General features: G+C 62.7%; 18 protein-coding genes and 1 pseudogene. 6 read left to right on the top strand and 13 right to left on the bottom strand.

The window, feature by feature from the left end:
- Positions 1-16 precede the first annotated feature (16 nt).
- The 8 genes and pseudogenes from FGE05_RS07245 to FGE05_RS07285 all read right to left on the bottom strand — a co-directional run bounded on the left by FGE05_RS07245 (position 17) and on the right by FGE05_RS07285 (position 11,208).
- Positions 17-1,387, bottom strand: a complete 1,371-nt coding sequence (locus FGE05_RS07245) for a DHA2 family efflux MFS transporter permease subunit (RefSeq protein ID WP_139643666.1) — start codon at positions 1,385-1,387, stop codon at positions 17-19.
- 32 nt (positions 1,388-1,419) lie between these two features.
- Complete coding sequence (locus tag FGE05_RS07250; protein WP_139643137.1) at positions 1,420-2,631, bottom strand: type III PLP-dependent enzyme; 1,212 nt, start codon at positions 2,629-2,631, stop codon at positions 1,420-1,422.
- Positions 2,624-4,408: an IucA/IucC family siderophore biosynthesis protein gene (locus tag FGE05_RS07255; RefSeq protein ID WP_139643139.1), complete on the bottom strand. Its 1,785-nt coding sequence runs from the start codon at positions 4,406-4,408 to the stop codon at positions 2,624-2,626. Before FGE05_RS07255 ends, FGE05_RS07250 begins: the two co-directional genes overlap by 8 nt.
- Before the next feature lie 173 nt (positions 4,409-4,581).
- Positions 4,582-5,957 (bottom strand): annotated as a pseudogene (locus tag FGE05_RS07260) (diaminobutyrate--2-oxoglutarate transaminase).
- A 317-nt stretch (positions 5,958-6,274) separates the two neighbouring features.
- A complete protein-coding gene (locus FGE05_RS07265; RefSeq protein WP_139643142.1) occupies positions 6,275-8,698 on the bottom strand; it encodes a TonB-dependent receptor in 2,424 nt (807 codons plus the stop codon).
- 67 nt (positions 8,699-8,765) lie between these two features.
- Positions 8,766-9,710: a FecR domain-containing protein gene (locus tag FGE05_RS07270; RefSeq protein WP_139643145.1), complete on the bottom strand. Its 945-nt coding sequence runs from the start codon at positions 9,708-9,710 to the stop codon at positions 8,766-8,768.
- On the bottom strand, positions 9,710-10,219 hold the full coding sequence (locus FGE05_RS07275) for a sigma-70 family RNA polymerase sigma factor (RefSeq protein ID WP_139643147.1): 510 nt from the start codon (positions 10,217-10,219) through the stop codon (positions 9,710-9,712). The genes FGE05_RS07270 and FGE05_RS07275 overlap by 1 nt, the downstream gene beginning before the upstream one ends.
- A gap of 467 nt (positions 10,220-10,686) precedes the next feature.
- Positions 10,687-11,208: an SgcJ/EcaC family oxidoreductase gene (locus FGE05_RS07285; protein ID WP_139643153.1), complete on the bottom strand. Its 522-nt coding sequence runs from the start codon at positions 11,206-11,208 to the stop codon at positions 10,687-10,689.
- 185 nt (positions 11,209-11,393) lie between these two features.
- Here FGE05_RS07285 and FGE05_RS07290 point away from each other — a divergent pair, with 185 nt between their 5' ends.
- From FGE05_RS07290 to FGE05_RS07305, 4 genes are read left to right on the top strand one after another with little or no spacing between them, the layout of a single operon-like run.
- Positions 11,394-12,578: a sensor histidine kinase gene (locus tag FGE05_RS07290; protein WP_139643156.1), complete on the top strand. Its 1,185-nt coding sequence runs from the start codon at positions 11,394-11,396 to the stop codon at positions 12,576-12,578.
- The gene (locus tag FGE05_RS07295) at positions 12,575-13,243 is read left to right on the top strand and encodes a response regulator transcription factor (protein WP_139643159.1); all 669 of its coding nucleotides are present in this window, start codon (positions 12,575-12,577) and stop codon (positions 13,241-13,243) included. The genes FGE05_RS07290 and FGE05_RS07295 overlap by 4 nt, the downstream gene beginning before the upstream one ends.
- On the top strand, positions 13,240-15,552 hold the full coding sequence (locus tag FGE05_RS07300; RefSeq protein WP_139643162.1) for an ATP-binding protein: 2,313 nt from the start codon (positions 13,240-13,242) through the stop codon (positions 15,550-15,552). The genes FGE05_RS07295 and FGE05_RS07300 overlap by 4 nt, the downstream gene beginning before the upstream one ends.
- Positions 15,549-16,013, top strand: a complete 465-nt coding sequence (locus tag FGE05_RS07305; protein ID WP_024777679.1) for a response regulator — start codon at positions 15,549-15,551, stop codon at positions 16,011-16,013. Before FGE05_RS07300 ends, FGE05_RS07305 begins: the two co-directional genes overlap by 4 nt.
- A gap of 190 nt (positions 16,014-16,203) precedes the next feature.
- Here FGE05_RS07305 and FGE05_RS07310 read toward each other — a convergent pair whose 3' ends face one another.
- The 3 genes from FGE05_RS07310 to nirB form a co-directional block, all read right to left on the bottom strand.
- Positions 16,204-16,644 carry a CBS domain-containing protein gene (locus FGE05_RS07310; RefSeq protein WP_139643164.1) on the bottom strand — a complete coding sequence of 147 codons (441 nt, stop codon included), beginning with the start codon at positions 16,642-16,644 and terminating at the stop codon, positions 16,204-16,206.
- A 208-nt stretch (positions 16,645-16,852) separates the two neighbouring features.
- Positions 16,853-17,230 carry a nitrite reductase small subunit NirD gene (nirD, locus tag FGE05_RS07315; protein WP_139643167.1) on the bottom strand — a complete coding sequence of 126 codons (378 nt, stop codon included), beginning with the start codon at positions 17,228-17,230 and terminating at the stop codon, positions 16,853-16,855.
- The gene (nirB, locus tag FGE05_RS07320; RefSeq protein WP_139643169.1) at positions 17,230-19,791 is read right to left on the bottom strand and encodes a nitrite reductase large subunit NirB; all 2,562 of its coding nucleotides are present in this window, start codon (positions 19,789-19,791) and stop codon (positions 17,230-17,232) included. Before nirB ends, nirD begins: the two co-directional genes overlap by 1 nt.
- Here nirB and FGE05_RS29805 point away from each other — a divergent pair.
- Positions 19,781-19,954 carry a hypothetical protein gene (locus tag FGE05_RS29805; RefSeq protein WP_175362731.1) on the top strand — a complete coding sequence of 58 codons (174 nt, stop codon included), beginning with the start codon at positions 19,781-19,783 and terminating at the stop codon, positions 19,952-19,954. The genes nirB and FGE05_RS29805 overlap by 11 nt on opposite strands.
- Before the next feature lie 381 nt (positions 19,955-20,335).
- On the opposite strand, the gene FGE05_RS07325 is transcribed toward FGE05_RS29805, so the two are convergent.
- Complete coding sequence (locus tag FGE05_RS07325) at positions 20,336-20,953, bottom strand: TetR/AcrR family transcriptional regulator (protein ID WP_139643171.1); 618 nt, start codon at positions 20,951-20,953, stop codon at positions 20,336-20,338.
- An 86-nt stretch (positions 20,954-21,039) separates the two neighbouring features.
- On the opposite strand from FGE05_RS07325, the gene FGE05_RS07330 reads away from it, so the two are divergent.
- A complete protein-coding gene (locus tag FGE05_RS07330; RefSeq protein WP_139643173.1) occupies positions 21,040-21,672 on the top strand; it encodes an NAD(P)H-dependent oxidoreductase in 633 nt (210 codons plus the stop codon).
- Position 21,673: 1 nt separating this feature from the next.
- Here FGE05_RS07330 and FGE05_RS07335 read toward each other — a convergent pair whose 3' ends face one another.
- Complete coding sequence (locus tag FGE05_RS07335) at positions 21,674-23,245, bottom strand: murein L,D-transpeptidase (protein ID WP_139643182.1); 1,572 nt, start codon at positions 23,243-23,245, stop codon at positions 21,674-21,676.
- Positions 23,246-23,265 lie beyond the last annotated feature (20 nt).

Here is a 23,265-nt window from a genome sequence, read left to right on the forward strand (position 1 = left end):
GGGAATTCCTTATCGATTAACGTTGTTCGAGGGCCGCGGATGGCGCCGGGGCCGTCCGTTCCGGCATGGGGAAGCGCCAGGCGCAGGGCAAGGCCAACAGGATCAGCACGCCGGTGGCGATAAACACTTCGCTGACAGCACCCGAGGTTCGCAGCGCAGAACCCGCTTCGGCGCCCAGGCGCATTTCCAGCCAGAGCGAGGCGATCACGATGGCCAGCGACGACACGAGGCGCCGGGAGATGTTGTTCATCGCCGCGCCCTGGGTGACCATCGGCTCCGGCAAGGCGTTGAGCCCGGCGGTGGTCACCGGCATGTAGGAAAGCCCCAGCCCGGCACCACGCGCCATCATCAAGACGAACACCGTGGCGAGGGTGGCCTGCGGGCCGAGCATGCCCAGGGCCAGGGTCGAGGCGCCGGTCAGCAACATGCCCACCGACACCACGGCCCGTGGCCCATGCCGGTCGAGCAGCTTGCCGCCCATCTGGCCGAACAGGCTGGCGAATCCGGCGGTGCACAGCAGGGCAAACCCGGTCCAGATCGCGCTGTAGCCCAGCACCATCTGCACCAGGAGCGGCACCAGCACCAGGCACTCGAACATGCCCACCGATTGCACCACGGCGATGATCACGCTCAGGCGGTAGCCGCGCAGGTTGAAGATCCGCAGGTTGAGCAGCGGCTCCGAACGGCTCAGCTCGACGCGCACGAAGGCGATCAGGCACAACGCGCCGGCCGTCAGCATTGCCAGGTTGAGCGGATCCAGCAGGCCGTCGGCGTGGTGCAGGCGACTGGTGGCGACCATCAGCAAGCCAATGCCCGAGGCGATCAGCAGATACCCGGCGAAATCGAACGGCTTGCGCTCCGGCGGTTCGGAAGCCGGCAACACGCCCAATCCCAGGATCAGCGCCACCAGCCCGATGGGCACGTTCATCAGGAACAGCGAGCGCCAGCTGAACCACTCCAGCAGCAGGCTGCCGCACAATGGCCCCACCGCCGGGGCGAGCATCACCACGGCACTCCACAGCCCCGTGACCCGCCCCCGCTCGTCCTTGGCATACACCGAGAAAATGATTGCCAGGGACAACGGGATCATCAGCCCGCTGGCGATCCCCTGGACCACCCGCGCCGCAATCACCAGCACTATCGAGTCAGCCACCGCGCCCATCAGCGAACCGCCGATGAACAGCGCCACGCCCCACAAGTACAAGCGCTTGCGGCCGAGGCGCTGGCTCAGGAAGCTGGTCAGCGGCATGGTCATGCCCATGGCGGTCATGAAACCCGCGACGATCCAGGTCGCCATCAGTGGTCCGATGGCGAACGCCGCCATGAACGCCGGTAACGCCGGGTTGAGCGAGCTGTTGTTGAGGCTGACCGTGAGGGTGCCCAGCATGACGTTGATCACCACCCAGTGACGCGGCACCGTCACAACCGCGCTCCAGTCGCAGTGGCGCCGACAAACTGTTGCAGCGGACGCGGATGACACAGGAAGTCCGCGTGGGAGATGTTGTAGCCATAGGCACCGGCCATGGGCAGTACCAACAGGTCCCCCACCTCGGCCCCTTGCAACTGGCGGCCGCGACTCAGTACATCCTTGGGCGTGCACAGCTGGCCGACCACGGTCCAGGCCTGCGCGGTGTCCGGCTGCGGCTTGCGCCGACGTGGCAGGTGAATGACCGGATGATCGTGACTCTGGGCCGCCGGCAGACGGAACTGGTGGGTCCCCCCCCGACAGACCAGGAAGTGCTCGCCATGGCTGGTCTTGGTGTCCAGCACTTCGATCACGTAGTAACCACAGAATGCGCTGATGAAGCGGCCGGGCTCGAAGCGCACCACCGGTGGCTGCTCATGCTGCGCCAGGGACTTGCCCAGGTGCCGGCACAGACGCTGCCAATCGAAGCGCTGCCCGCTCAGGTAGTCGACACCAATGCCGCCGCCGACGTTCAGGTGGGTCGGCTGCTCATCCCCGGTCGCCAACGCCTTCCATTCGGTCCAGCGGTGCAGGTAGAAATCCAACAACTGCTCGTGACGTTCCACCGAGTTCTGATGGGACATCGCATGCACATGGAAGCCTTTGAGGCTCAGGTGACTGAACGCTTGCACCCTTCGCACGGCTTCCGGCAGTTCCGCTTCGTCGATGCCAAAGGGCGTCGCGGTGCCGGCCATCGCCAGTTTGCTCGACAGGGTCGACGGCAACTGCGGGTTGATGCGGATGAACACCGGTTGGACGCGACCGGCCTGTTGCGCAAGACGTTGCAGGCGGTCGATTTCATTGAGGCTTTCCAAATGGATCGCCTCGACCCGGTTCTCCAGGGCGGCACGCAGATCCGAATCGAGTTTGCCCGGCCCGGAGAACACGTAGGGCTTACGCGTCGGGCATGCCACGACCCGCTCGATCTCACCGCCCGAGGAAATTTCGAATCCACTGACCAGGGGGGCCAGGGCCGCGAGCATCGGCGCTTCGCTGTTGGCCTTGATCGCGTAATACAGCTCCACACCGGCGGGCAACGCGGCCATGACGTCGCTGACATGACGGGTCAGCGCCTCAAGGTCATAGACAAACAGCGCCAGTGGGTCTTCGCTGGTGCGTCGGGCCGCATCAATGGCGGCCATCACTGCTTCAGGCAGATCACGCATAACGCACCTCCTCGCCCCAGGGCGAACGCAGGCTGACGTAACCGGCCTGACGATCGGCCTTGGCGGCCAGGCGCACCTTCAGATTGGTTTTGCAGGAAATCGATTCGCCGGCGATCAACGCGTCCAGTTCCGGCGCCGGCCGTACCAGTTCCTGACGAATGCTGCGCAGTTGACGCGCCACCCGTTCCCACATCAACGGGGCCAGGTGCGGACGCTCCCAGCTCAGGGCCAGCACCGCTTCCGACAGATTGTTGATCAGCAGGCAATAACTGATGCGACTCCAGCCCTGCTCACGGCTGTAGACCAGCGACTGGCGCACCCGGGGATGCAGGCCGACGTCAATGCCGGACATGCCCAGTTCCTCGGTCAGCTTGACCCCTTCGAAGTCCCGCAGCAGCAGTTGCTGTGGCTGGCCGTCGTCGTGAATCAGCACGCTGTTCTGCAGATGGGGTTCCATCACGACGCCGTGGTTGAAAAACAACGCCAGCACGGGACGCAGCAGCAGCGCCTGGTAGCGGTCGAACCAGTCGAGCAATTGCCCGTCATCCAATGTCCGGCCGTTGAAACCTTGCAGGAATTCATGGACCAGCGGCTGGGAATGAATATCCCGAGCAAACAGCGTACCGGCCATGATGCTCACGTCCGCGCCGCCGCGACGGCAGAAGTTCTCGCGCAGGATCGCGCCGGTCTGCTCGCGGAACCAGTGGCTGTCGGCTTCGCTCGCATGCTTGGGCGCCCAGCTCAACGAACCCGGCTCGGCCACGGTGGACAGGCCACCCAGGGTTTGCGGCTGGGTCTGCTGCAAGCGCTGGAACAACTGGTCGATAATCAGGGTGCTTTCCAGCTCATACCAGGCGTTCTTGCGCACACAGTTGGTGATGCGCACGTTCAACGAGCCCTTGATGAAATAGTCATGCCCTTCGATGTACCAGGTGCGCATGGAGGCCGTCGGGCTGGCCAGCGCGCCAGTGGTGCCCAGGTCCCGCAGCTCGCCCAGTTCCAGTTGCTGTTGCACCCGCCGGTCCTGTACGAACAGCTGTGCCTGGACCGGGTGCAGGCAGATGATCGCCCGGTCCGGCCGGGCACGGCTCTGATCGGCAAATCCGGCCAGCACTTGCTCTTCGGTCAGCCCGTTGGCGGAGATCCGCAGTCCTTCGCGCGGGACCTCGTACAGGTGCAACGCTGTCCGGGCCTGGAACTCGGGAGCGTAGGTTTCCTGGGCCAGGTGGGCTGGCCAGAGCCGCGCCTTGGGCGCCGGATGATTCGGATGACCAAACCACAGCCCCTGCTCGCTGGCCAGGTAGTTGCTCAGTGGCGCCGGACCATTACCGTCGATGTTGTGGGCGACGATGGCGGCGGTCAGGGACTGGCTTTGCAGCACCTGTTCGAGCAACTCCTCGTTGCTGGCGCGGGTCATGTGCTCACAGGCGCCGAGCAGTTGCGCGACGAACTCGGGGAACGCCAGGTTGCTCCACGACGTATCGCCCTGACGCGCATACACGTCAGACAGGTAGCGATGGCTGCCAAGACGATCGCGACGATCCACCAGCACGAAGAACTGTTGACCGTTGGGCAGGCTGATGGTCAGGGGAATCCCCTTCGATTGCAGCCCTTCCAGATAACTTCCAGGTGCAATGCCGCGCATATCCTGGGGCCAGTGATAATCCAGGCAGTTTTCCGGCAGCGCGAACTCCTTGATCAAACAATTGAGCAAGGCGCGAGTGCTCGCCAATTCGCTGACGCGGTGGGATAAAGCAGTACGATCGGGATATTGCATAGTTGCTCCTCGTAACCTGCGGGTTACGGATGACTTCATGTCTGGGCAAGTTCGCTTTGTGTTCAGCGACAAGACAATAGGTGCCCGCCTTCCCAACTCTGGGAAATTTGTTTAATGCTGTTTAACCAGTGACTGATATGACTGATATAGCCACGTATATATCGAGTGGTTGTTTAATGGCGCTCTTGCGAAAGTGCAGCCTGCAACGCTTGTTCAAATCGTTCCATTGCCAGGGCACATTGCTCATCGTCGATGATTAACGGCGGCAACAACCGGATCACGTTGCCCTGGCGCCCCCCTCGCTCCAGCAACAGTCCGTGGTCGAAGCAGTGTTTCTGAATGGCGACGGCGAGGATGGGGTCGCCCGGGTAGCTGTTCAGGCGGTCGGGGGCCTGGCGCTCATCGACGATCTCGATGCCCAGCATCAGCCCACGCCCTCGCACCTGGCCGAGGGCCGGATAACGTTGCTGCAGCTCCACCAGTCGAGTCTTGAGCCAGGCGCCACGACGTGCGGCCTGGGCTGGCAGGTCCTGTTGCTGCAAGGCGTTGAGCGTCGCCAACCCCGTGGCCATGGCCATCTGGTTGCCCCGGAATGTCCCCGTGTGAGCGCCCGGCTGCCCGCATCGAACTCACGCTTGAGGCCCAGCACCGCCAGCGGCAATCCCCCTCCTACCGCCTTGGACATGACAATGATGTCCGGCTCGATCCCGGCGTGCTCGAAGGCGAACATCTTGCCGGTGCGACCAAAGCCCGCCTGAACTTCATCGATGATCAGCAGGATACCGTGCCGCTGGGTGACCTCGCGGATACGGCGCAACCATTGGGGCGGGGCGCAGTTGACGCCGCCCTCACCCTGCACCGCCTCGAGGATCACCGCCGCTGGCAGCGACACACCACTTTCCACATCCTCGATGAACTGGGTGAAGTAATAGCCCAGCGCTTCGATCCCGGCTTCACCGCCGATGCCCAGCGGGCAGCGATACTCATGGGGGTACGGCATGAATTGCACGCCCGGCATCAAGGACGCCACAGCGTCTTTCGGCCCGGTGTTACCCGTCACCGACAACGCACCGTGGGTCATGCCGTGATAGCCGCCGCTGAAGCTGATGATGCTGCTGCGCCCGGTGAACGTCTTGGCCAGCTTGAGCGCCGCCTCTACCGCGTCCGCCCCGGACGGCCCGCAGAATTGCAGGCAATAGTCGCGTCCCTGCCCCGGCAGCAGGCTCAACAGCTTTTCACTGAAGGCGTCCTTCTGCGGTGTGGTGAGGTCCAGGGTGTGCATGGGCATGCCCGAGGAGATGAAGTAATCGATGCTGGCCATGACGTCAGGATGGTTATGCCCCAATGCCAACGTCCCGGCCCCTGCCAGACAGTCGAGGTAGGTCTTGCCTTCCACGTCCGTCACCCAGACGCCATGGGCCTTGGCGATGGCCAGGGGCAACTTGCGCGGGTAACTGCGAACATTGGATTCGAACTGGCCTTGGCGGCGCAGATAATGTGCATTGTCCTTCTGCAAAGAATCGATGCGTACAGCGCTTTCATTCAACATGAGAATCAATCCTGATTAAGTCCCGATATGCAAATTATTCTCATTCGCTGATGAGTGCAATATTTAATTTCAAATAAATTGGGAATTTTTCGCGATCCATTTTTATTAAATGACGCGCAGGGGAAATTCACCGAAATGAATTGGAGTATTCAGGAATAAACATAGGGACAAGGCACTTTAATATCAGCACCGAAAGCAGTGTTAATCAGCTTTTATATCGAATTACAGGCCTCAAATAATTGCAGATTAATATCAACCAATATCAGAACGATATATAACAATAGGTAAATAGCTCCGTCCCTGGAGCTGTACACCGTTTAGAAATCCACGGTAGCCGACAGAAGGTAGGTGCGCGGGGTCGACAATGTCAGACCGGGCTCGCTGTCATCCGAAGCCCCGGCTGAACTCCAGTAGCGTTTGTCCGCCACGTTCTCGACGTTGGCACGCAGGGTGATGTTCTTTTCATCGACCTTGAAACCGTAACGTGCACCGACGTCGAAGCGTACCCAGGAATCGATTTCCTTGGTGTTGGACTGGTCCAGATACTGCGAGCTGGAATAGATGCCGCGGCTAGTCAGGGTCAGGCCCTGCACAGTCGGCACGTCCCACTCAGCGCCCAGATTGATGTTGTACTTCGGCGTGGCCGGCGCGCGGTTGCCGTCGTAAGTGCCGCCGGTGGTGTTGGTCAGCTCGCTGTCGATGTACATCACGCCACCTAGCAAGCGGGTGCCTTTGAGGGGTTCACCGAAGACGCTCAGTTCCACGCCGGTGTTTTCACGCTTGCCATTCGGACCGAAGACACGTGTCGTGGCGTCGGTCGCGTAGGCCGGCTGCTTGATCCGGAACAGAGCGGCAGTCAAGGCGAACGGACCGGCGTCGTACTTGGCCCCTACCTCGACCTGGCGACTGATGAATGGCGGGAAAATCTCATCCTCGTTGATCGAGGTTGACGGCGCGATCTTGCCCTGGCTCAGGCCTTCCATGTAGTTGGCATACAGCGACAGTTTATCGGTGGCCTTGAACAGGATGCCGCCCGATGGCGAGACTTTTTCCTCATCATAGGCAGTTGCACCTTTGATCCCTGCGGTCCAGTCATCCACTTCCACCCGCTGCCAGCGGGCACCAAGGGTCAGCAGCAAGCGGTCATCGAAGAAACCCAGGGTATCGGATAGCGCCACGCCGCTGAAGTGATTCTCGGTGTAGACCTTGTCATCCTTGCGCGTAGGAGTACTTGGCGTCGTGGTTTCCACCGGGTCATACAGGTTGCTGCTGCCGTTGGCATAGCGGGCACCGCCGTTGGTGAAGTCCATGTAGAAATAGCTGGCGGCCAGGTTGACTTCATGACTTACCGGCCCGGTGTGGAACCAGTTGCGCACCCCGACATTGGCCGTACGGACACTTTCATCCCGAGAGAAATCACGGGGGGAAACAGTGAAATCGCCAGCATCATTGGTGATCGAAACATTATGCCGAAGAAAATCATGATGACTCTCACGCGCACCGACACCGCCGTATAGCATCGTTGAGTCACTGACATCGTACTCGGCGTTCACCATGCCGAAGGTGTCGTTGGTGCGTGCCTTGCTCCAGGGCTGGGCATAGTTGCTGCGCACATCGCTGGCATGGGGGACCTGTGCGTTGGCGCCGACCTGCACACGTTCCTGCGGCGCATCGGTATCGCGCTCGGTATGGCCGATGTCCGTGGAGAGACGCAGCCGTTCGCCGCGAAAGTCCAGGCCAACCACCGCCATCTCGCGGTCCACGCTCTGGTGATCCCATTCGGTGTCGCCGGACTGCTTCACACCGTTGAAGCGAATGCCGAACTTGTTGTCTTCGCCAAAACGTCGGCCGACATCCACGGCACCGCCGAGCTGGTTGTTGGACGCGTAGCTGCCGGTGAACGAGGTGATGGGCTTGTCGGTGGCGTGCTTGGGCACCACGTTGATCCCGCCGCCTACGCTGCCTCGCGGCGAGATGCCGTTGATGAGCTGGCTCGGTCCCTTGAGGATGTCGACGCGTTCAGCCATTTCCATGTCGATCGTATAGGTCGGCAGGATGCCGTAGAGGCCGTTGTAGGCCACATCGCTGTTGAACAGACTGAAACCGCGGATAGTGAACTGCTCATACCGCCCACCCGCCGGGTTGGTCGCACGCACCGAGGGGTCGCTGTTGACCAGGTCGCCCAGGGTTCGGGCCTGTTGGTTCTTGACGGTCTCGCTGGTGTAGGTGGTCATGCTGAACGGCGTTTCCATGAAGTCGCGAGAGCCCAGCAAGCCTTGGGAACCACGACGCGCGACCTGGCCACCGGCGTACGCCTCGCCCTCCTCCGAACTGGCGGCGCCGAGGATCGAGGTGGGCGCCAGTTGCAGACTCCCCCCTTCCTGCGCCGGGGCCAGGATGTAGGCCTGTTCACCCACCGATTGCAGTTGCAGGCCGGAGCCTTGCAACAACCGGGCAAACCCCTCCTCCACCCCATATTCGCCCGAGAGTCCGGCGCTGTTGCGACCACTCACCAGCGCCGGATCCACCGACAGGTTGACACCCGCCAACCCGGCGAAGCGGGTCAGTGCCGCGCTGAGGCTGCCGGCCGGCACCTGGTAGCTGCGCCGGGCCGCTTCTTCGGCATGGCTGGATGAGATGAAGAACGGGCTGGCGCTCAGGCTCAGCATGAGACTCAGGTTCAACAGCGGACGCCAGCCGGCAAGGGCCGGGCGAACATGCAAAGGGACTACTGCGGACATTGGAAGGAGCTCTCGTTTTTGTGCACTTGCCTTGAATGACAAGCGAGACAAAAAAAGGGGACAGGCTTCAGGCGATATTTTTTCGAAGCGTCAGAGTGACCCAATAACGGGTGCGCATCTGGATATCCAGGGGCAAGCTGGCCGAAAGTAAAGCGAGGACTTTGTCGGTGTTTTCCAGACGGAAACTGCCGGTTACCCGAAGCGACTCCAGGGCGTCGTCCCAGCGCAGCACACCCGGACGATAGCGGCCCAGCTCACGGAGAAAGTCCCCCAGCGGCTGGTTCTGCGCCACGAGCACCCCGTCGCGCCAACCCGGTTGCGTGACGTCGAGCCCGACCACTGGCCCTGCGCCTGCTGCGTGGAGGCTGGCCTGCTGGCCCGCCTCCAGCCGCAGCACAGGTCCGTGCAACGGTTGCAGCTGTGCCGAACCGCTGACCACCGACACCCGGCAACCTTGCTCACCCAGGCGCACGCAGATTTCACCCTGGTTGACGGTAATCAGCCCATAGGGCGCCTGGACAGCCAAGGGCGTGACACCGCTGACCTTCAGGGCCATTTCGCCCTGCACCAGCACCAGGCGCCGGGCCTTGAGGTCCAGGTTCACGGCGCTGTCGGTGTTCAGTTGCAAGAGGCTGCCATCGACCAGCGACCAGCTCCGCTGTTCGCCGGTGGCGGTGTGCAGATCGGCGCGCCAGGCGTCCAGTGGCAACGCCCGGCCCAGCATCCAGGCCGTTGGAACCAGCGCGGCGACACCCAGTGCGCGCTTGAGTACGGCACGCCGGGGCAAGGATGGACGATCCAGGGTCGCCATGCCCAGCGAAGGCGGTACCCCGGCGAAGCGCTGACGCAGTCGCTGGGCCTTCTGCCAGGCCGCTTCGTGGTGAGCGCTGCTGTCGCGCCAGCGTTGCAGGCCGGCGGAGTCGAACTCGTTGCCGCCGAACTCCATCAGGGTCAGCCAGCGGGCAGCCGCCCGGGCGACCTCCCGAGCCTCGGACGACGGGGCCGGACGCATCAAAAGTCCACCAGCAGGCAATGCTCATAGGCTTGGGCCATGTAGCGCTTGACGGTGCGTTCGGACACCTGCATGCGCTCGGCGATTTCCCGGTAACCCAGGCCTTCGAGCTGACTCCACAAAAAAGCCCGCCGCACCTGGGGCGGCAGGCCATCGAGCAATTCGTCCAGGGCATGCAGGGTTTCCAGCAGCAGCCAGCGTTGCTCCGGGGACGGAACGCACTCTTCGGGCAGGCTTGCCAGGGCATCGAGGTAAGCCTGTTCCAGGTTGCGACGGGTATAGAAATTGCTCAGCAGCCGCTTGCCCACTGTGAGCAGATAGGCCCGTGGTTCATGCAGGTCCGCCAGGGGTTGGGCACTGGACAATACCCGCAGGAAAGTATCCTGGCGCAGATCCGCCGCATCCCAGGCATTGCCCATGCGCCGCCTCAACCAGCCTTCCAGCCAACCGCCATGGTCACGGTACAACGCGTGAAGGGAGTGCTCCGCCGGCGTAGCTGCATCAAACATGTCAAGAAGCCCTGCGCATGGAATGTCTTAAATGAGACTGATTCTAATTAATGTTCGCGAGCTAATCCAAGTCCTTTGTGCGGCGAGATGTGTAAATAAAGGCGAAACCGAGGGCTCTAGGCCAACCATCTCTTGTGGGAGCGAGCCTGCTCGCGATGGCGGTGGGTCAGTCAACACCGATGCAAGCTGACCCACCGCTATCGCGAGCAGGCTCGCTCCCACAGGGGAATTGCGGCCTTCAGGACCTTCGCAGGCGCTGCGGAATACTGTGGGGCGGCGGTCAGACGCTGGGATTGGATTCAACCGGGACATGGTGGGAGCGAGCCTGCTCGCGATAGCGATGGGTCAGTCAACATCGATGCAAGCAGGTCTACCGCTTTCGCGAGCAAGCCCGCTCCCACAGGGATCTTTCTGACACACAAAAAAAAGCGCCCTTGGGATCAAGGGCGCTCGGGTGGCGTGGGATATCAGTGGCTGGCGTGCAGGACTTGCGGCACTTCCGGCATGGCCGAAGAGTGGTGGTTGATGATCTTCCACTGCCCGTTCAGGCGCTCGTAGAGGTAGGTGTAGCGCGCCTGCACATCCTTCTTGCTGCCATCGGCATTGGTCAGGGTGAAGGTGTAGACCCCACTGTCCATCGCCGCATCGGGACCCAGGTGGCGGATTTCCCGGTAGTTGATCTGCCCGACCGGCTTGCCCGCCAGGAAGTGCTCGAAATAATCCTGGATCTGCGCCGGCGTGGTGCGCACTTTGTTGGAAAGGGTCGGTTGCAGAATCGCATCCGGCGCGTAGAGCCTGGTCATCGCGCTGGCACTGCCGCTCTGCAGGGTCTTGTTCCATTGGTCGAACAGCGCAGCGATCTCCCGATCGTTCACGTTCTTGGGTTGTTCGGCCACGGTGCGATACACAAAAGGCGTGGCATCGGCGGCATGGACAAAAGGCGTGGTCAGGACAAAAAAAGTGGCGAGGGCCAGGGTTTTCATTTTCATCGTAGCGTTCCTTTCGGTATTAATAGCGTCGGTTTCAGTGGCCCCACTTTGCCGTTCGCAACGGCCCCCGCCATCGGCCAACCGGTGCCAATCGACTATGCCGATCGGCAGATAGGCCCGGCGCCGATGACGCGCTCTAATACCCACGTCGCGACCGGACCGGTCCCTTTCACGCTGGAGCCTCCATGCAAAGCCCACCCCATGATCCCGGCAGCGCCCTGGCCATTCGCAGCCAGTATCGTCAGTCGCAAAGCCGCGCCGCGCGCCTGGGCCTGTTGTTGGGCACTGGCCACGAACTGACCCGATTGCCCTTGGCGCAAATGCGCCAGCGTGTTGTGCAAAGGGCCTGCGCGTTCATCGCCATGGACCATGGCCTGCTGCTGGAGTGGACACCCGATCACCCGGCAAGCGCCCTCGCCAGCCATGGCAATGGCGAGCGACTCGATTGGCTCGCCAGCCTCGCTCATTCGCCACTATCCGGCCCGCAGTGGCTCGAATACCCCGACAGCCCCCTGCCCCAGGTCCTGCGGGTCCCGCTGCGAGCCGCCGACGGGACAGTGTTCGGTGTGTTGTTGCTGGGCAACAGCGTGATCATCAGCGCGCCCGACAACGAAGACATCGAATCCCTGCAATTGCTGGCGACCCTGCTGGCCGCGCACCTGGAGAACCATCGGCTACTCGAAGCCCTCCAGGCCCGCGAGCGCACCATGTCCGAACTGGTCCACCGGCTGTTCACGGCCCAGGAAGACGAACGCAAGCGCGTGGCGTATGACCTGCATGACGGTCTCGCGCAGAACCTGGCCGGCCTGCATCAGCGCTTGCAGGGGTTCGCCGGACGCTGTCCGGTGTTGCCGCCCGACCTGGCGAGCGAACTGCAAACCATCCTGGCGTTGGCCCAGGGTTGTGTCGGTGAGGGCCGGCAACTGATCGGCGGCCTGCGCCCCCATGTGCTGGATGATTTCGGCCTCTACAAAGCCGTCGACAAGGAAGCCGATCGCCTGCGCGAGGCCGGCCTGACAGTGGATTGGGTCGAACACAGCGCCGCGCGTCTGCCGGGCAATACCGAAATCGCCCTGTTCCGCATCGCCCAGGAAGGCATCAACAACATCCTCAAGCACGCCCGGGCCGGCCACGTGAGCCTGGGACTCTCGATCAGCGACGGCCAGGTGGCCCTGCGGGTGGAAGACAATGGCCGTGGCTTTGCCCTGGAGCAACCCATCGAAACCAACGGCACTCGCCATCTGGGCCTGGCTGCCATGCAGGAGCGGGCCATCCTGCTGGGCGGCCAACTGACATGTTTGAGCCGGCCCGGCGACGGCACCCGATTGCAGGCCAGCGTGCCGCTACCCCTCCACGGAGCACATCCATGACCTCTCCTTTACGGCTGCTGCTGGCCGACGATCACGAAGTCACCCGCGCCGGGTTCATCGCCCTGCTGGCCGGCAATGCCGGGTTCGAGGTCATCGCCCAGGCCCGCGACGGCCAGGAAGCCCTCGACCTGTGCGAACAGCTGCAACCGGACATCGCCATTCTCGACATCCGCATGCCGGTGCTCAACGGCCTCGGCGCGGCGCGCATCCTGCAGCAGCGCCAGCCAGGCATCAAAGTAGTGATCTTCACCATGGACGACAGCCCCGACCATCTGGAGGCGGCCATCGGTGCCGGCGCCGTCGGCTATCTGCTCAAGGATGCCAGCCGTGATGAAGTGCTGGACGCACTCAAACGGGTCGCCCGGGGCGAAGAAGCACTGAACAGTTCGGTCAGCGCGCGCCTGTTGCGGCGCATGACCGAACGTGGCAGCAGCGGCACTGCACAGCTCCAGGCCCTGACTGCGCGGGAACGCCAAGTGCTGGGACTGGTGGCGGGCGGCTTCAGCAACCGTGAAATCGGGGAAAAGCTCGGCATCGCCCCCGGTACGGCCAAGGCCCATGTGGAGCGGGTCATCGGCAAGCTCGGGGCTGCCGACCGGACCCAGGCCGCCGTGCGAGGCATCGCCCTGGGATTGGTGGCACAACCCGCCGGGCAGTGGCCATGAAATACCTCGCGGCCCGCCGCTGGGCCGACCTGCCGCTGCGGGGCAAGGCGTTGGTGGTGATTTCCCTGCCGCTGGTGGTGCTGCTGCTGTCGCTGGTGCTGATCTACATCACCGAGCGCCAGACTGCCCGGGCCGAAGAAGATGTCCGTCGGGTACTGCGTGTCCAGGGCGATATTCAGACGGTGCATACCCTGCTGGCGGAAGCGGCGGCCAGTGTACGTGGCTACCTGCTGACCCGACGCGAGGACTTCCTGCCCGGCTATGAACAGGCCACGCTGCTGATCGAGGCTGCCCTGCAACGCCTGGACCACAATGTCCGCGACGCCAGGATGCGCGAACACCTCCAGACCATCACCCCGCTGATCGATGAGAAACTCAACGGGCTGGTGGAACTGCGCAGCGGCAAGAGTGGCGACACCGAGGCCATCACCGCGCTCCTGATCAAGAACAAGCAAGTGCTGGACGTGCTGCGCGAACAGATCAACGCCATGCGCATCCGCGAGGATGCCCTGCTCGCCGAGCGCAGCGCCGCCGCGTCGGCCACTCGCATGCGATTGTTGCTCGCCACCTTACTGGCGGCGGTGTGCGGCCTGTTCGGCGCGATTGTCGCGGTGCTGTTCCTGTCCAAGGGCATCGTGGCTCGGGTGCAGCAGGTACAACGTAACGCCCAGCGCCTGGCATTGGGCCAACCCTTGCTGCCGCAACCGCCGGAGCAGGATGAAATCGGCCAGTTGGGCACACGTCTGGTGGAAGCCGGACAATTGCTGGCCGAACGCGAGCGGGCGCTGCGCGACAACGAGGAGCGCCTGCGGCTGATCATCGACGGCGTGAGGGACTACGGGATCTTCGCGCTGGACGCCAAGGGTTACGTGACCACCTGGAACGCCGGCGCCGAACGGATCAAGGGCTACACCGAGCAGGAAATCATCGGCCAGCATTTTTCGCTTTTCTACCTGGCCGAAGAATGCCCGGCGCATCCGGAGATGGCCTTGCGCGAAGCCATGCGCGACGGCCATTACATGGAAGAAGGCTGGCGTTGTCGCAAGGACGGCAGCCGCTTCTGGGCCAGCGTGGTCATCACCGCTCAGTACGACAGCACCGGCGCCCTGCGCGGCTTCTCCAAGATCACCCGTGACATCACCGACCGGCGTGCCGCCGAGATGGCCCTGAGCTCCGCCCGCGAGGAAGCAGAGAGCGCCAGCCGGGCCAAGAGCGAGTTCCTCTCGCGCATGAGCCACGAACTGCGCACGCCCTTGAATGCCATCCTCGGCTTCGCGCAACTGCTGGACATGGACTCCACGGCCGGTCAGCGTCCCCAGGTCAGCCACATCCTGCGCGCCGGCCAGCACCTGCTGGCGTTGATCAACGAGGTGCTGGACATTGCCCGGATCGAGGCGGGTCGCTTGCCGCTGAACATCGAGCCAATTCCCCTGGCGACGGTTCTGCACGAAGCCCTGACGCTGGTTTCACCCATGGCTGCCGACGCCGGCATTCACCTGGCCGAGCTGCCGCCGCTGCCCGATGGCAGCGGTGTGCTGGCCGACCGTCAGCGGTTGGTCCAGGTGCTGCTCAACCTGTTGTCCAACGCCATCAAATACAACCGGCCCGAGGGTGAAGTGCGCATTGAGGTGGCCGTCCTGGACAAACGGGTGGACATTGCCGTCAGCGATACCGGGCGCGGCATCGCCCCGGAGCAGTTGGACCAGTTGTTCAAGCCGTTCGAGCGCCTGGGCGCCGATCCCCAGGTCGAGGGCACCGGGCTCGGCCTATCCCTGAGCAAAAGCCTGCTGGAGATGATGCAGGGCAATCTTCAGGTGCGCAGTGTGCCGAACGAAGGGTGTTGTTTCACCTTGCAGTTGCCAGGCGCCCAGGTCGTCACCACGCATTTGCCGCCTATCGCGGCCCTGGCGGTTACCCGCCCGCCCGTTGAATACCATGGCAGGGTCTTGTGCATCGAGGACAACCTGTCGAGCCTGGCGTTGATCGAAACCCTGATGCAGCGCCGCCCCGGCATCCAACTGCTGTCGAGCATGCAGGGCCAGATGGGCCTGGACCTGGCACGCCAGCATGCGCCGCAACTGATCCTGCTGGATGTGACGCTGCCGGACCTGGAAGGCCTGGAAGTCTTGCGTCGCTTGCGCCAGTCCCCGGCCACCGCGTCCACCCCGGTACTGATGATCACGGCCGATGCCAGCGACCTGACCCATCGCGCCCTCCAGGATGCCGGTGCCACGGCGATCCTGACCAAACCCATCCATATCCAGGCCTTCCTGGCCCACCTTGAACGTTATTTACCGGAGCCTGCATGAATCGAGACCTGCGCATCCTGATCATCGACGACCAGCGCCCCAACCTGGACCTGATGGAGCAACTGCTGGCCCGCGAAGGGTTGCACAACGTGCTGAGCAGCACCGAGCCCCTGCGCACCCTGGATCTGTTCAACAGCTTCGAGCCGGACCTGGTCATCCTCGACTTGCACATGCCGGCGTTCGACGGTTTCGCCGTGCTGGAACAACTCAACCGGCGCATTCCGGCCAACGATTACCTGCCGATCCTGGTACTGACCGCCGACGCCACCCGGGACACCCGCCTGCGTGCCCTGGCCCTCGGTGCCCGGGACTTCATCAGCAAACCCCTCGATGCGCTGGAAACCATGCTGCGCATCTGGAACCTGTTGGAAACCCGGGCGCTCTACAAGGCCTTGCGCGAGTTGATTCCGGCCCAGCAGATCGAGTTGTTGCGCCAGCATCGGCCAGGGCCAAGCCAGTAGGCGCTGTGGGCTGTGGGCTGTGGGCTGTGGGCTGTGGGAGCAAGGCTTGCCCGCGACTGCGGTAGATCAACCAGCAAAAATGTCGACTGGTCTGCCCCTATCGCGAGCAAGCTTTGCTCCCACAGGGTTTGCGCCGGCTGCCTGGTATCAAGGCAAGTCCTTGCTCCCATAGTAACCTGTGGGTACGGCCTCAATGACCGCGAATGTAATGCTCCAACTGCCGAATCAGATCCGCTTGTTCGACGATGGCCTGCTTCACCAGGTCGCCAATCGACAACAGACCGATCAACTGCCCGTTATCCAGCACCGGCAAGTGCCGCAGGTGGCTGTCGGTCATCACTTCCATGCAGCGCTCGATGCTCTGCTGGCTGTCGGCGGTGACCACCGGCGCGCTCATAATGGTGCGCACCGACGTCCCCACCGAGGAGCGTCCGTGCAGCACCATCTTGCGCGCATAGTCCCGCTCGCTGAACACCCCCACCACCTGGCCGTCCTCGATCACCGGCAACGCGCCGACGTTCTTCTCGGCCATGATCCGCAGGGCTTCGAGCACCGTTTGGTCAGGCGCAATGCTGTGGACGTGCTGGTTTTGCACACTCTTGAGTTTCACCAGTTGAGCGGCGGTTTTCATTATCGATCCCCAACTTCACATAAAGGGCAAACAGCAAAATTCGATTCAGACACAATCCCTGTGGCGAGGGGATTTATCCCCGCTGGGCTGCGAAGCGGCCCCCTGCATTCCGATTGATACACCGCAGCGGCAAAAATATTTGGGGCTGCTGCGCAGCCCAACGGGGATAAATCCCCTCGCCACAAAAGCAGTGTTCCCGAAGGCGCGATCAATCCTCACCAATCTCCACCACATCACCATTCAACCGCACCGGCCACACCCGCAGGCGCTGTTCCGGGTATTCCAGGCAATGGCCGTCTTCCAGGCGGAAATGCTGCTTGTACATCGGCGAGGCAATCACCAGATCCCCCTTGATGCTACCCAACAGGCCGCGGCCGATGACATTCGCGCCCGATTTGGGGTCGCGGTTGTCGATGGCGTACAGCGGCTTGTCCTGCTGTTCGGGCAGATACAGCAGCGCCACCTGGCTGCCGTCGTGCCAGGCGACCACGCCGGAGTTGGGGACCAGGTCTTCGCGACTGCATAGGGCACGCCATTGCACCTGGGCTTCGGCGGTGGGGATACGAACGACGTTTGACTGGCTCATCAGAGCACCTCCTCGGTGACGGGAATCAGGTGAAGTTCACCGGCGTGAACCGGCCGGCGCTGGCCGCGTTCGCGGACGAAATGAACATCCGGATCGCCGCGTTTGTCGTTGACGAACGTGCGGAAACGCTTGAGTTTTTCCGGGTCCTTGAGGGCGTTGGCCCATTCGCATTCGTAGCGGTCGACCACCAGTTGCATCTGGGCTTCGAGCTCTGCCCCCAGGCCCAGGCTGTCGTCGATGATCACGTCCTTGAGATAGTCCAGACCGCCCTCGAGGCTTTCGCGCCAGACCGACGTGCGTTGCAACTTGTCGGCGGTGCGGATGTAGAACATCAGGAAGCGGTCGACGTAGCGGATCAGGGTTGCATCATCCAGGTCGGTGGCGAACAGCTCCGCGTGCCGAGGACGCATGCCGCCGTTGCCGGCGACATAAAGGTTCCAGCCCTTCTCCGTGGCAATCACGCCGACGTCCTTGCTCTGAGCCTCGGCGCACTCGCGCGTGCAACCGGACACCGCGAACTTGAGTTTGTGGGGCGAGCGCAGGCCCTTGTAGCGATCTTCGAGGGTCAGGGCCATTTGCACACTGTCCTGCACGCCGTAACGGCACCAGGTGCTGCCCACGCAGGATTTCACCGTGCGGGTGGATTTGCCGTAGGCATGGCCCGTTTCGAAACCGGCTTCGATCAGCTCGGCCCAGATGTCCGGCAACTGGTGCAGTTGGGCGCCGAACAGATCAATGCGCTGGCCGCCGGTGATCTTGGTGTAGAGGTCGTATTTCTTCGCCACCACGCCGATGGCGATCAGTTTGTCGGCGGTGATCTCGCCGCCGGCGATACGCGGCACCACCGAATAGGTACCGTTTTTCTGCATGTTCGCCATGAAGGTGTCGTTGGTGTCCTGCAACGGCACCAGCGACGGATCCATGATCGGTTGGTTCCAGCACGAAGCCAGGATCGAGCCCACCGCTGGTTTGCACAGGTCGCAACCGGTGTGCCCACGGCCGTGTTTGGCCAGCAATTCGTCGAAGCTGATGATCCCTTCCACCCGCACCAGGGCGTACAGCTCCTGGCGGGTGTAGGCGAAGTGTTCGCACAGGCTCTTGTCGACAGTGACGCCACGGGCGACCAACTCATGTTCGAACACCTGCTTGACCAGCGCGGCGCAGCCGCCGCAACCGGTACCGGCCTTGGTGTCGCACTTCAGTTGTCCCAGATCCGTGCAGCCGCCGTCGATGGCCGCGCAGATCGAGCCTTTGGTGACGTTGTGGCACGAGCAGATGGTCGCCGCTGCGGGCAGCGCGGCCGGGCCCAGGGTCGGTGCGCCTTCGGAGGTGGGCAGGATCAGGCTGGCGGCATCCTTGGGCAACGCAATGCCGTTCTGCATGTACTGCAGCAAGGTGTCGTAGTAGCTGTTGTCACCCACCAGCACCGCGCCGATGACACGCTTGCCATCGGCGTCCACCACCAGTCGCCGGTAACTGGCGCTGGTTTCGTCGATGAACTGGAAGCTGCGCGAGCCCGGCGTGTGGCCGTGGGCGTCGCCGATGGAGCCAACGTCCACGCCGAGCAATTTGAGCTTGGTGGACATGTCGGCGCCGGTGAACGGCTCGCCGCTGTCGCCGCTCAGCTGGGCCGCAACGCTGCGAGCCATCTGGTAACCCGGAGCGACCAGGCCGAAGATGTTGCCGTTCCAGGCCGCGCATTCGCCGATGGCATAGATGTCCGGGTCGCTGCTCAAGCATTGGTCATCGATCACGACGCCACCGCGCGGACCGATCTGCAAATCGCTCTGGCGGGCCAAGGCATCCTGGGCGCGGATACCGGCGGAGAACACGATCAGGTCGGTTTCCAGGAAGTCGTCGTTGCCGAAATTCATCCGATAGCGGTAGTGCTCACCAGCGCTGATGGATTGGGTGCCCTTGGACAGGTGCACGCCGACACCGAGTTTTTCGATGCGAGCCTTGAGGGCCAGGCCGCCCTGCTCATCCAATTGCACCGGCATCAGCCGTGGGGCGAATTCCACCACGTGGGCTTCCAGGCCGAGAGTCTTGAGGGCATTGGCCGCTTCCAGGCCCAGCAGGCCGCCGCCAACCACCACGCCACGACGGGCATTGGTCGCAGCGGCGCGGATCGCGTCCAGGTCTTCAAGGGTGCGATAGACCAGGCGGGAGTCACCGTCGGCGCCTTCGATGGGCGGCACGAACGGGTAGGAGCCAGTGGCGAGTACCAGCTTGTCGTAGCCGATGCGTTCCTGGCCGGTGACAACCTGACGGGCCTGGCGATCGATCTCCAGCACCGGTACACCCAAGTGCAGCGTGACGCCGGGGGTCTGGTACAACGAGGCTTCGCCGAGGGCCAGGGATTCGGCGTCGCGGCCAGAGAAATACTCGGACAGGTGCACGCGGTCATAGGCACGCATCGGCTCTTCGCTGAACACATGCAGACGGTAATGGTTGAGGGCACCGCGCTCGATCAATTGTTCGACGCAGTGATGGCCGACCATGCCATTGCCGATCACGATCAGCGTTTGCAGCTTGTTCAGGGAAGCAACGTTGGAATTCATAGAAAGCACCCGACAAAAGCCCATCACGGTTTTGAAAGCAAAAAAAAAGACGCCTGAAACCTTGCGGTTCCAGGCGTCTTTGCCTGTTCTGTGCGGTATCGACCCGACGACTGCGCCCGATCTACCGTTATTCCCCGGCCTGCTGGCGCTCGATCTTCGTTGACCGACGGGGTTGCCCGCTCGATTGTATTCGCGGCGGGCCTGGGGGATCTCTTGCAGCGAGCGTGCCAACCCTCATATTCCACAGGCTCCAACCGGCTCTACCCTTGTGGGGCGGGCTTGCCCGCGAAGACGGCGCTCCAGTCGCCTGGGAAATTCAGCGTCTGCGACACCGGGACAACTGCCTTCCCATGGTGCGATCCGATGCTGCCGGCTTCATAAAAGTGCAGTGCTTCTCGCGGAGAGATCAGTCAACACAGCGGTGAATGGGCGGGCCTCATCGCGAGCAGGCTCGCTCCCACAGGGTCTGGTGACGAACACAGAAGCTGCGTCTGCCATAAGTCCGATGTGGGAGCGAGCCTGCTCGCGATTACGGTGCTCAGTTTTAAGGAGTGCGGGCGGCTCTCTGCACCATCGCGACGATACTCACAAACAGCTCTTCCTTCGCTTCGTCAGCGCTGACCTCACCGATGGCGGCCGCGTTGGACAGCGCCTCTGCTGCTCCCAGCATCGCTCGCAGGCTCGCCTGGGTGATCGTTCTCGTACCCGCGAACGGTTCGAGGACGGTCCGGCATTTGTCGAGAAATATCGCTTCGTACTCCCGCTTGATGTTTTCCAGCTCCGGTGAACTGGTCAGCGCAGCAATCACGCCCGGAATTTCCCGCCCCTGCTGCAACACGCATTCGACATAGGAAGAGGCGATCACCCGGGCCCGGTCTTTCAGCGTCGGTTCGCTCGCTTCAAGGGCTGCGTCCATGAGCCCTGTCTGGCGGACATCGAAATCCTGGTAGAGCGCCGCCAGCAGCCCGGACCGACTGACGAAATGATCATAGACGATGGGTTTGGTCACTCCGCCCCGATCCGCGAGTCGGGCCAGGGTCAACGCGTCACTGCCCTCTTCCCGTACCAGCTGCCAGGCGACGTCCAGTAGCTGTCGTTGCCGGTCCTGCCGGGATAAGCGACGACGAGGTACAGACTGCGATTTTTCACCCGTGCTTGACATGCTTACTTTACCAACCGTAACTTACTAAGAGTAACTTAACCAAGCATAACCGCTTCCCCGTCGTTGTTACCAGCAGGAGTTTTGCCATGCACGTACTCATCGTTGTGGCTCATCATGACCCACGTTCCCTTACCCATAGTCTTGCTGGAAAAATAGGCCAAGGCCTGACCCACGCCGATCCCAACCATACCTTCGAGATAGCCGATCTGGCCGCTGAAGGCTTCGACCCGCGCTTCAGTTTCGCCGACCACGCAGTCCATCGCCGCGAAGCTTCGCCACCGCCAGACGTACTGGCCGAGCAGGCGCGAATCGAGCGTGCCGATACGCTGGTACTGGTCTACCCCATTTATTGGTGGTCGATGCCCGCGTTGCTCAAGGGCTGGATCGACCGAGTATTTTCCAACGGCTGGGCATTCGATTTCAGCCTCGACAAGCCGTTTATCCAGAAGTTGCAGCATCTGCGCGTCCATCTGGTGGCGGTCGGCGGAGCCGATGCCGACTCCTTCCTGCGTCATGGCTATGGCAAGGCGATGACCACGCAAATCGATTATGGCATTTTTGATTATTGCGGCGCCCAGGTACTGAGCTCGCACCGTTTGCTCGACTCGGAAATCATCGATCCGCAACTGCACTTGCAAGCCGCCGTCGGCATTGGCCAGCGGCTGTTCGCGACGGTGGACAAGACGGTACAGCTCCACCCGAGTGCCACCCCCGCGTGACTCAGAGTGCTCGACCGCGGGCCGCGGACAGCTTCACATCCCGCCCATAGACATCCGGGATATACACCGCCTGGCCCTGGCTGTCCGCCTGCACCGTCCAATAACCCAACAGGATCGGCATGGGCTTGGCCAGCCTGAACTCATAGGTCCGCCCATCGGCCAGCAGGGTGTCGGTGCGCAGGCGTTCGGCCGGAGTCACCAGCAGGTCCCGCAGGTGCATCACTTGCTCGATCCGCACACATCCCGAGCTGAACGCCCGCGGTCCCTTGCTGAACAAGGCCTGACTGGGCGTGTCGTGCAGGTACACGGAAAACGGGTTGGGAAAGCGAATTACCAGTTTGCCCAACGGATTCTTCGGGCCAGCATCCTGACGCAGCATCAGGTCGCCCGGATGATCCCAGTCGATGTCTTCCGCCATCAGTGGCAGGCCGTCGCGATCGATGATCTTCAGGTTCTGGCGGCTGAGGAACTCAGGATCGCGGCGGATCTCCGGCAGCTTGTCTTCTTTCAGAATGGTCGGGGGAATGGTCCAGGTGGGATTGAGGGTCAGCCTCGTCACCCGGGATTTGAGCAGCGGCGTTTCCCGCTCCGCCCGGCCCACCTGGGTGCGGGTTTGCCAGACCGGCGCGCCGCCCTGGTACACCGTCAACTGGGCCGCCGCGACGTTGACCAGCACACTGTCAGGTTCCAGGTCCTGGGCCAGCCAGCGCATGCGCTCCAGATTGATTCGCAGTTGCTCGCGGCGCATGGCCGGGCTGACATTCAGCTCGGTGACGGTCCAGGGCCCCACCACGCCATCGGCTTGCAGTGAATGCCGGAGTTGGAAGCTTTTCATCGCGTCCACCAGGCTCGGGCTGTAATGCTCGTCGCCCACGGCCGGCGGCGCACTCAGGTAACCTTCGCTGAACAACCGTCGCGCCAGGGCCGGCACCCGGGTGTCCTGCTTGTCCGGTTGCAACAGGGCCCCTGTGGGCACCGGCTGCCATTCGGACAAAGGTTGTTGCCGCTGCTGGGCATAAAGCCTGCGCAGGTTGCGATAAAGTTCCAGGCTTGGGCGGGCTTGTTCAAAGGCGGCGGCCAGGTTGTTCAAGCCCGGCCCGGCAATGGCCAGGATCATGGCCTGGCGGTCCTGGGGCTGCGGGCTGGCCTTCCACACCGGCTCCAGGCGGTCCTGGGGCAAATAGCCAAAACGCAGTTCATGCAAGGCTTGCAGGTAGCGCTGACTGATGGCGATGTCGACACAGGCCGGGCTCAGGGAGGTATCGGCGGCCGGCAAGCTGTAGCGGGCCGGGTCCAGTCCATCATCGGCCAGTTGCTGCAACTGAACCCGCAAGGCCATCAGCCGTTCGTCGTCCGACCAGATGGCCTGGCCGGCGTTTTGCTCGTAGAACGCCTGCAAGCTCAGCATCGTCGGAAAGTCGACACCGCCGGCCAGCACCGGACAAGCCTCCGATAACCGCACCAGCGTGGCCTGTACCGGTGGCAGATCGCCAAACGAAACGTCACCGGCTGTCGCGACCAATGGCGAAGCGAGCAATAAAAGGCTCAAGTAACATACGGGCTTTTTGAACAACTGCTTTACTCCAATCCATG

This window comes from Pseudomonas sp. ICMP22404 (assembly GCF_006227205.1).
Taxonomy (GTDB): Bacteria; Pseudomonadota; Gammaproteobacteria; order Pseudomonadales; family Pseudomonadaceae; genus Aquipseudomonas.

Excerpts from the sequence above, each read along its gene's own strand:
- FGE05_RS07245 (WP_139643666.1), bottom strand. The coding sequence starts at position 1,387 with ATGCTGGGCACCCTCACGGTCAGCCTCAACAACAGCTCGCTCAACCCG.
- FGE05_RS07250 (WP_139643137.1), bottom strand. The coding sequence starts at position 2,631 with ATGCGTGATCTGCCTGAAGCAGTGATGGCCGCCATTGATGCGGCCCGA.
- FGE05_RS07255 (WP_139643139.1), bottom strand. The coding sequence starts at position 4,408 with ATGCAATATCCCGATCGTACTGCTTTATCCCACCGCGTCAGCGAATTG.
- FGE05_RS07265 (WP_139643142.1), bottom strand. The coding sequence starts at position 8,698 with ATGTCCGCAGTAGTCCCTTTGCATGTTCGCCCGGCCCTTGCCGGCTGG.
- FGE05_RS07270 (WP_139643145.1), bottom strand. The coding sequence starts at position 9,710 with ATGCGTCCGGCCCCGTCGTCCGAGGCTCGGGAGGTCGCCCGGGCGGCT.
- FGE05_RS07275 (WP_139643147.1), bottom strand. The coding sequence starts at position 10,219 with ATGTTTGATGCAGCTACGCCGGCGGAGCACTCCCTTCACGCGTTGTAC.
- FGE05_RS07285 (WP_139643153.1), bottom strand. The coding sequence starts at position 11,208 with ATGAAAATGAAAACCCTGGCCCTCGCCACTTTTTTTGTCCTGACCACG.
- FGE05_RS07290 (WP_139643156.1), top strand. The coding sequence starts at position 11,394 with ATGCAAAGCCCACCCCATGATCCCGGCAGCGCCCTGGCCATTCGCAGC.
- FGE05_RS07295 (WP_139643159.1), top strand. The coding sequence starts at position 12,575 with ATGACCTCTCCTTTACGGCTGCTGCTGGCCGACGATCACGAAGTCACC.
- FGE05_RS07300 (WP_139643162.1), top strand. The coding sequence starts at position 13,240 with ATGAAATACCTCGCGGCCCGCCGCTGGGCCGACCTGCCGCTGCGGGGC.
- FGE05_RS07305 (WP_024777679.1), top strand. The coding sequence starts at position 15,549 with ATGAATCGAGACCTGCGCATCCTGATCATCGACGACCAGCGCCCCAAC.
- FGE05_RS07310 (WP_139643164.1), bottom strand. The coding sequence starts at position 16,644 with ATGAAAACCGCCGCTCAACTGGTGAAACTCAAGAGTGTGCAAAACCAG.
- nirD (WP_139643167.1), bottom strand. The coding sequence starts at position 17,230 with ATGAGCCAGTCAAACGTCGTTCGTATCCCCACCGCCGAAGCCCAGGTG.
- nirB (WP_139643169.1), bottom strand. The coding sequence starts at position 19,791 with ATGAATTCCAACGTTGCTTCCCTGAACAAGCTGCAAACGCTGATCGTG.
- FGE05_RS07325 (WP_139643171.1), bottom strand. The coding sequence starts at position 20,953 with ATGTCAAGCACGGGTGAAAAATCGCAGTCTGTACCTCGTCGTCGCTTA.
- FGE05_RS07330 (WP_139643173.1), top strand. The coding sequence starts at position 21,040 with ATGCACGTACTCATCGTTGTGGCTCATCATGACCCACGTTCCCTTACC.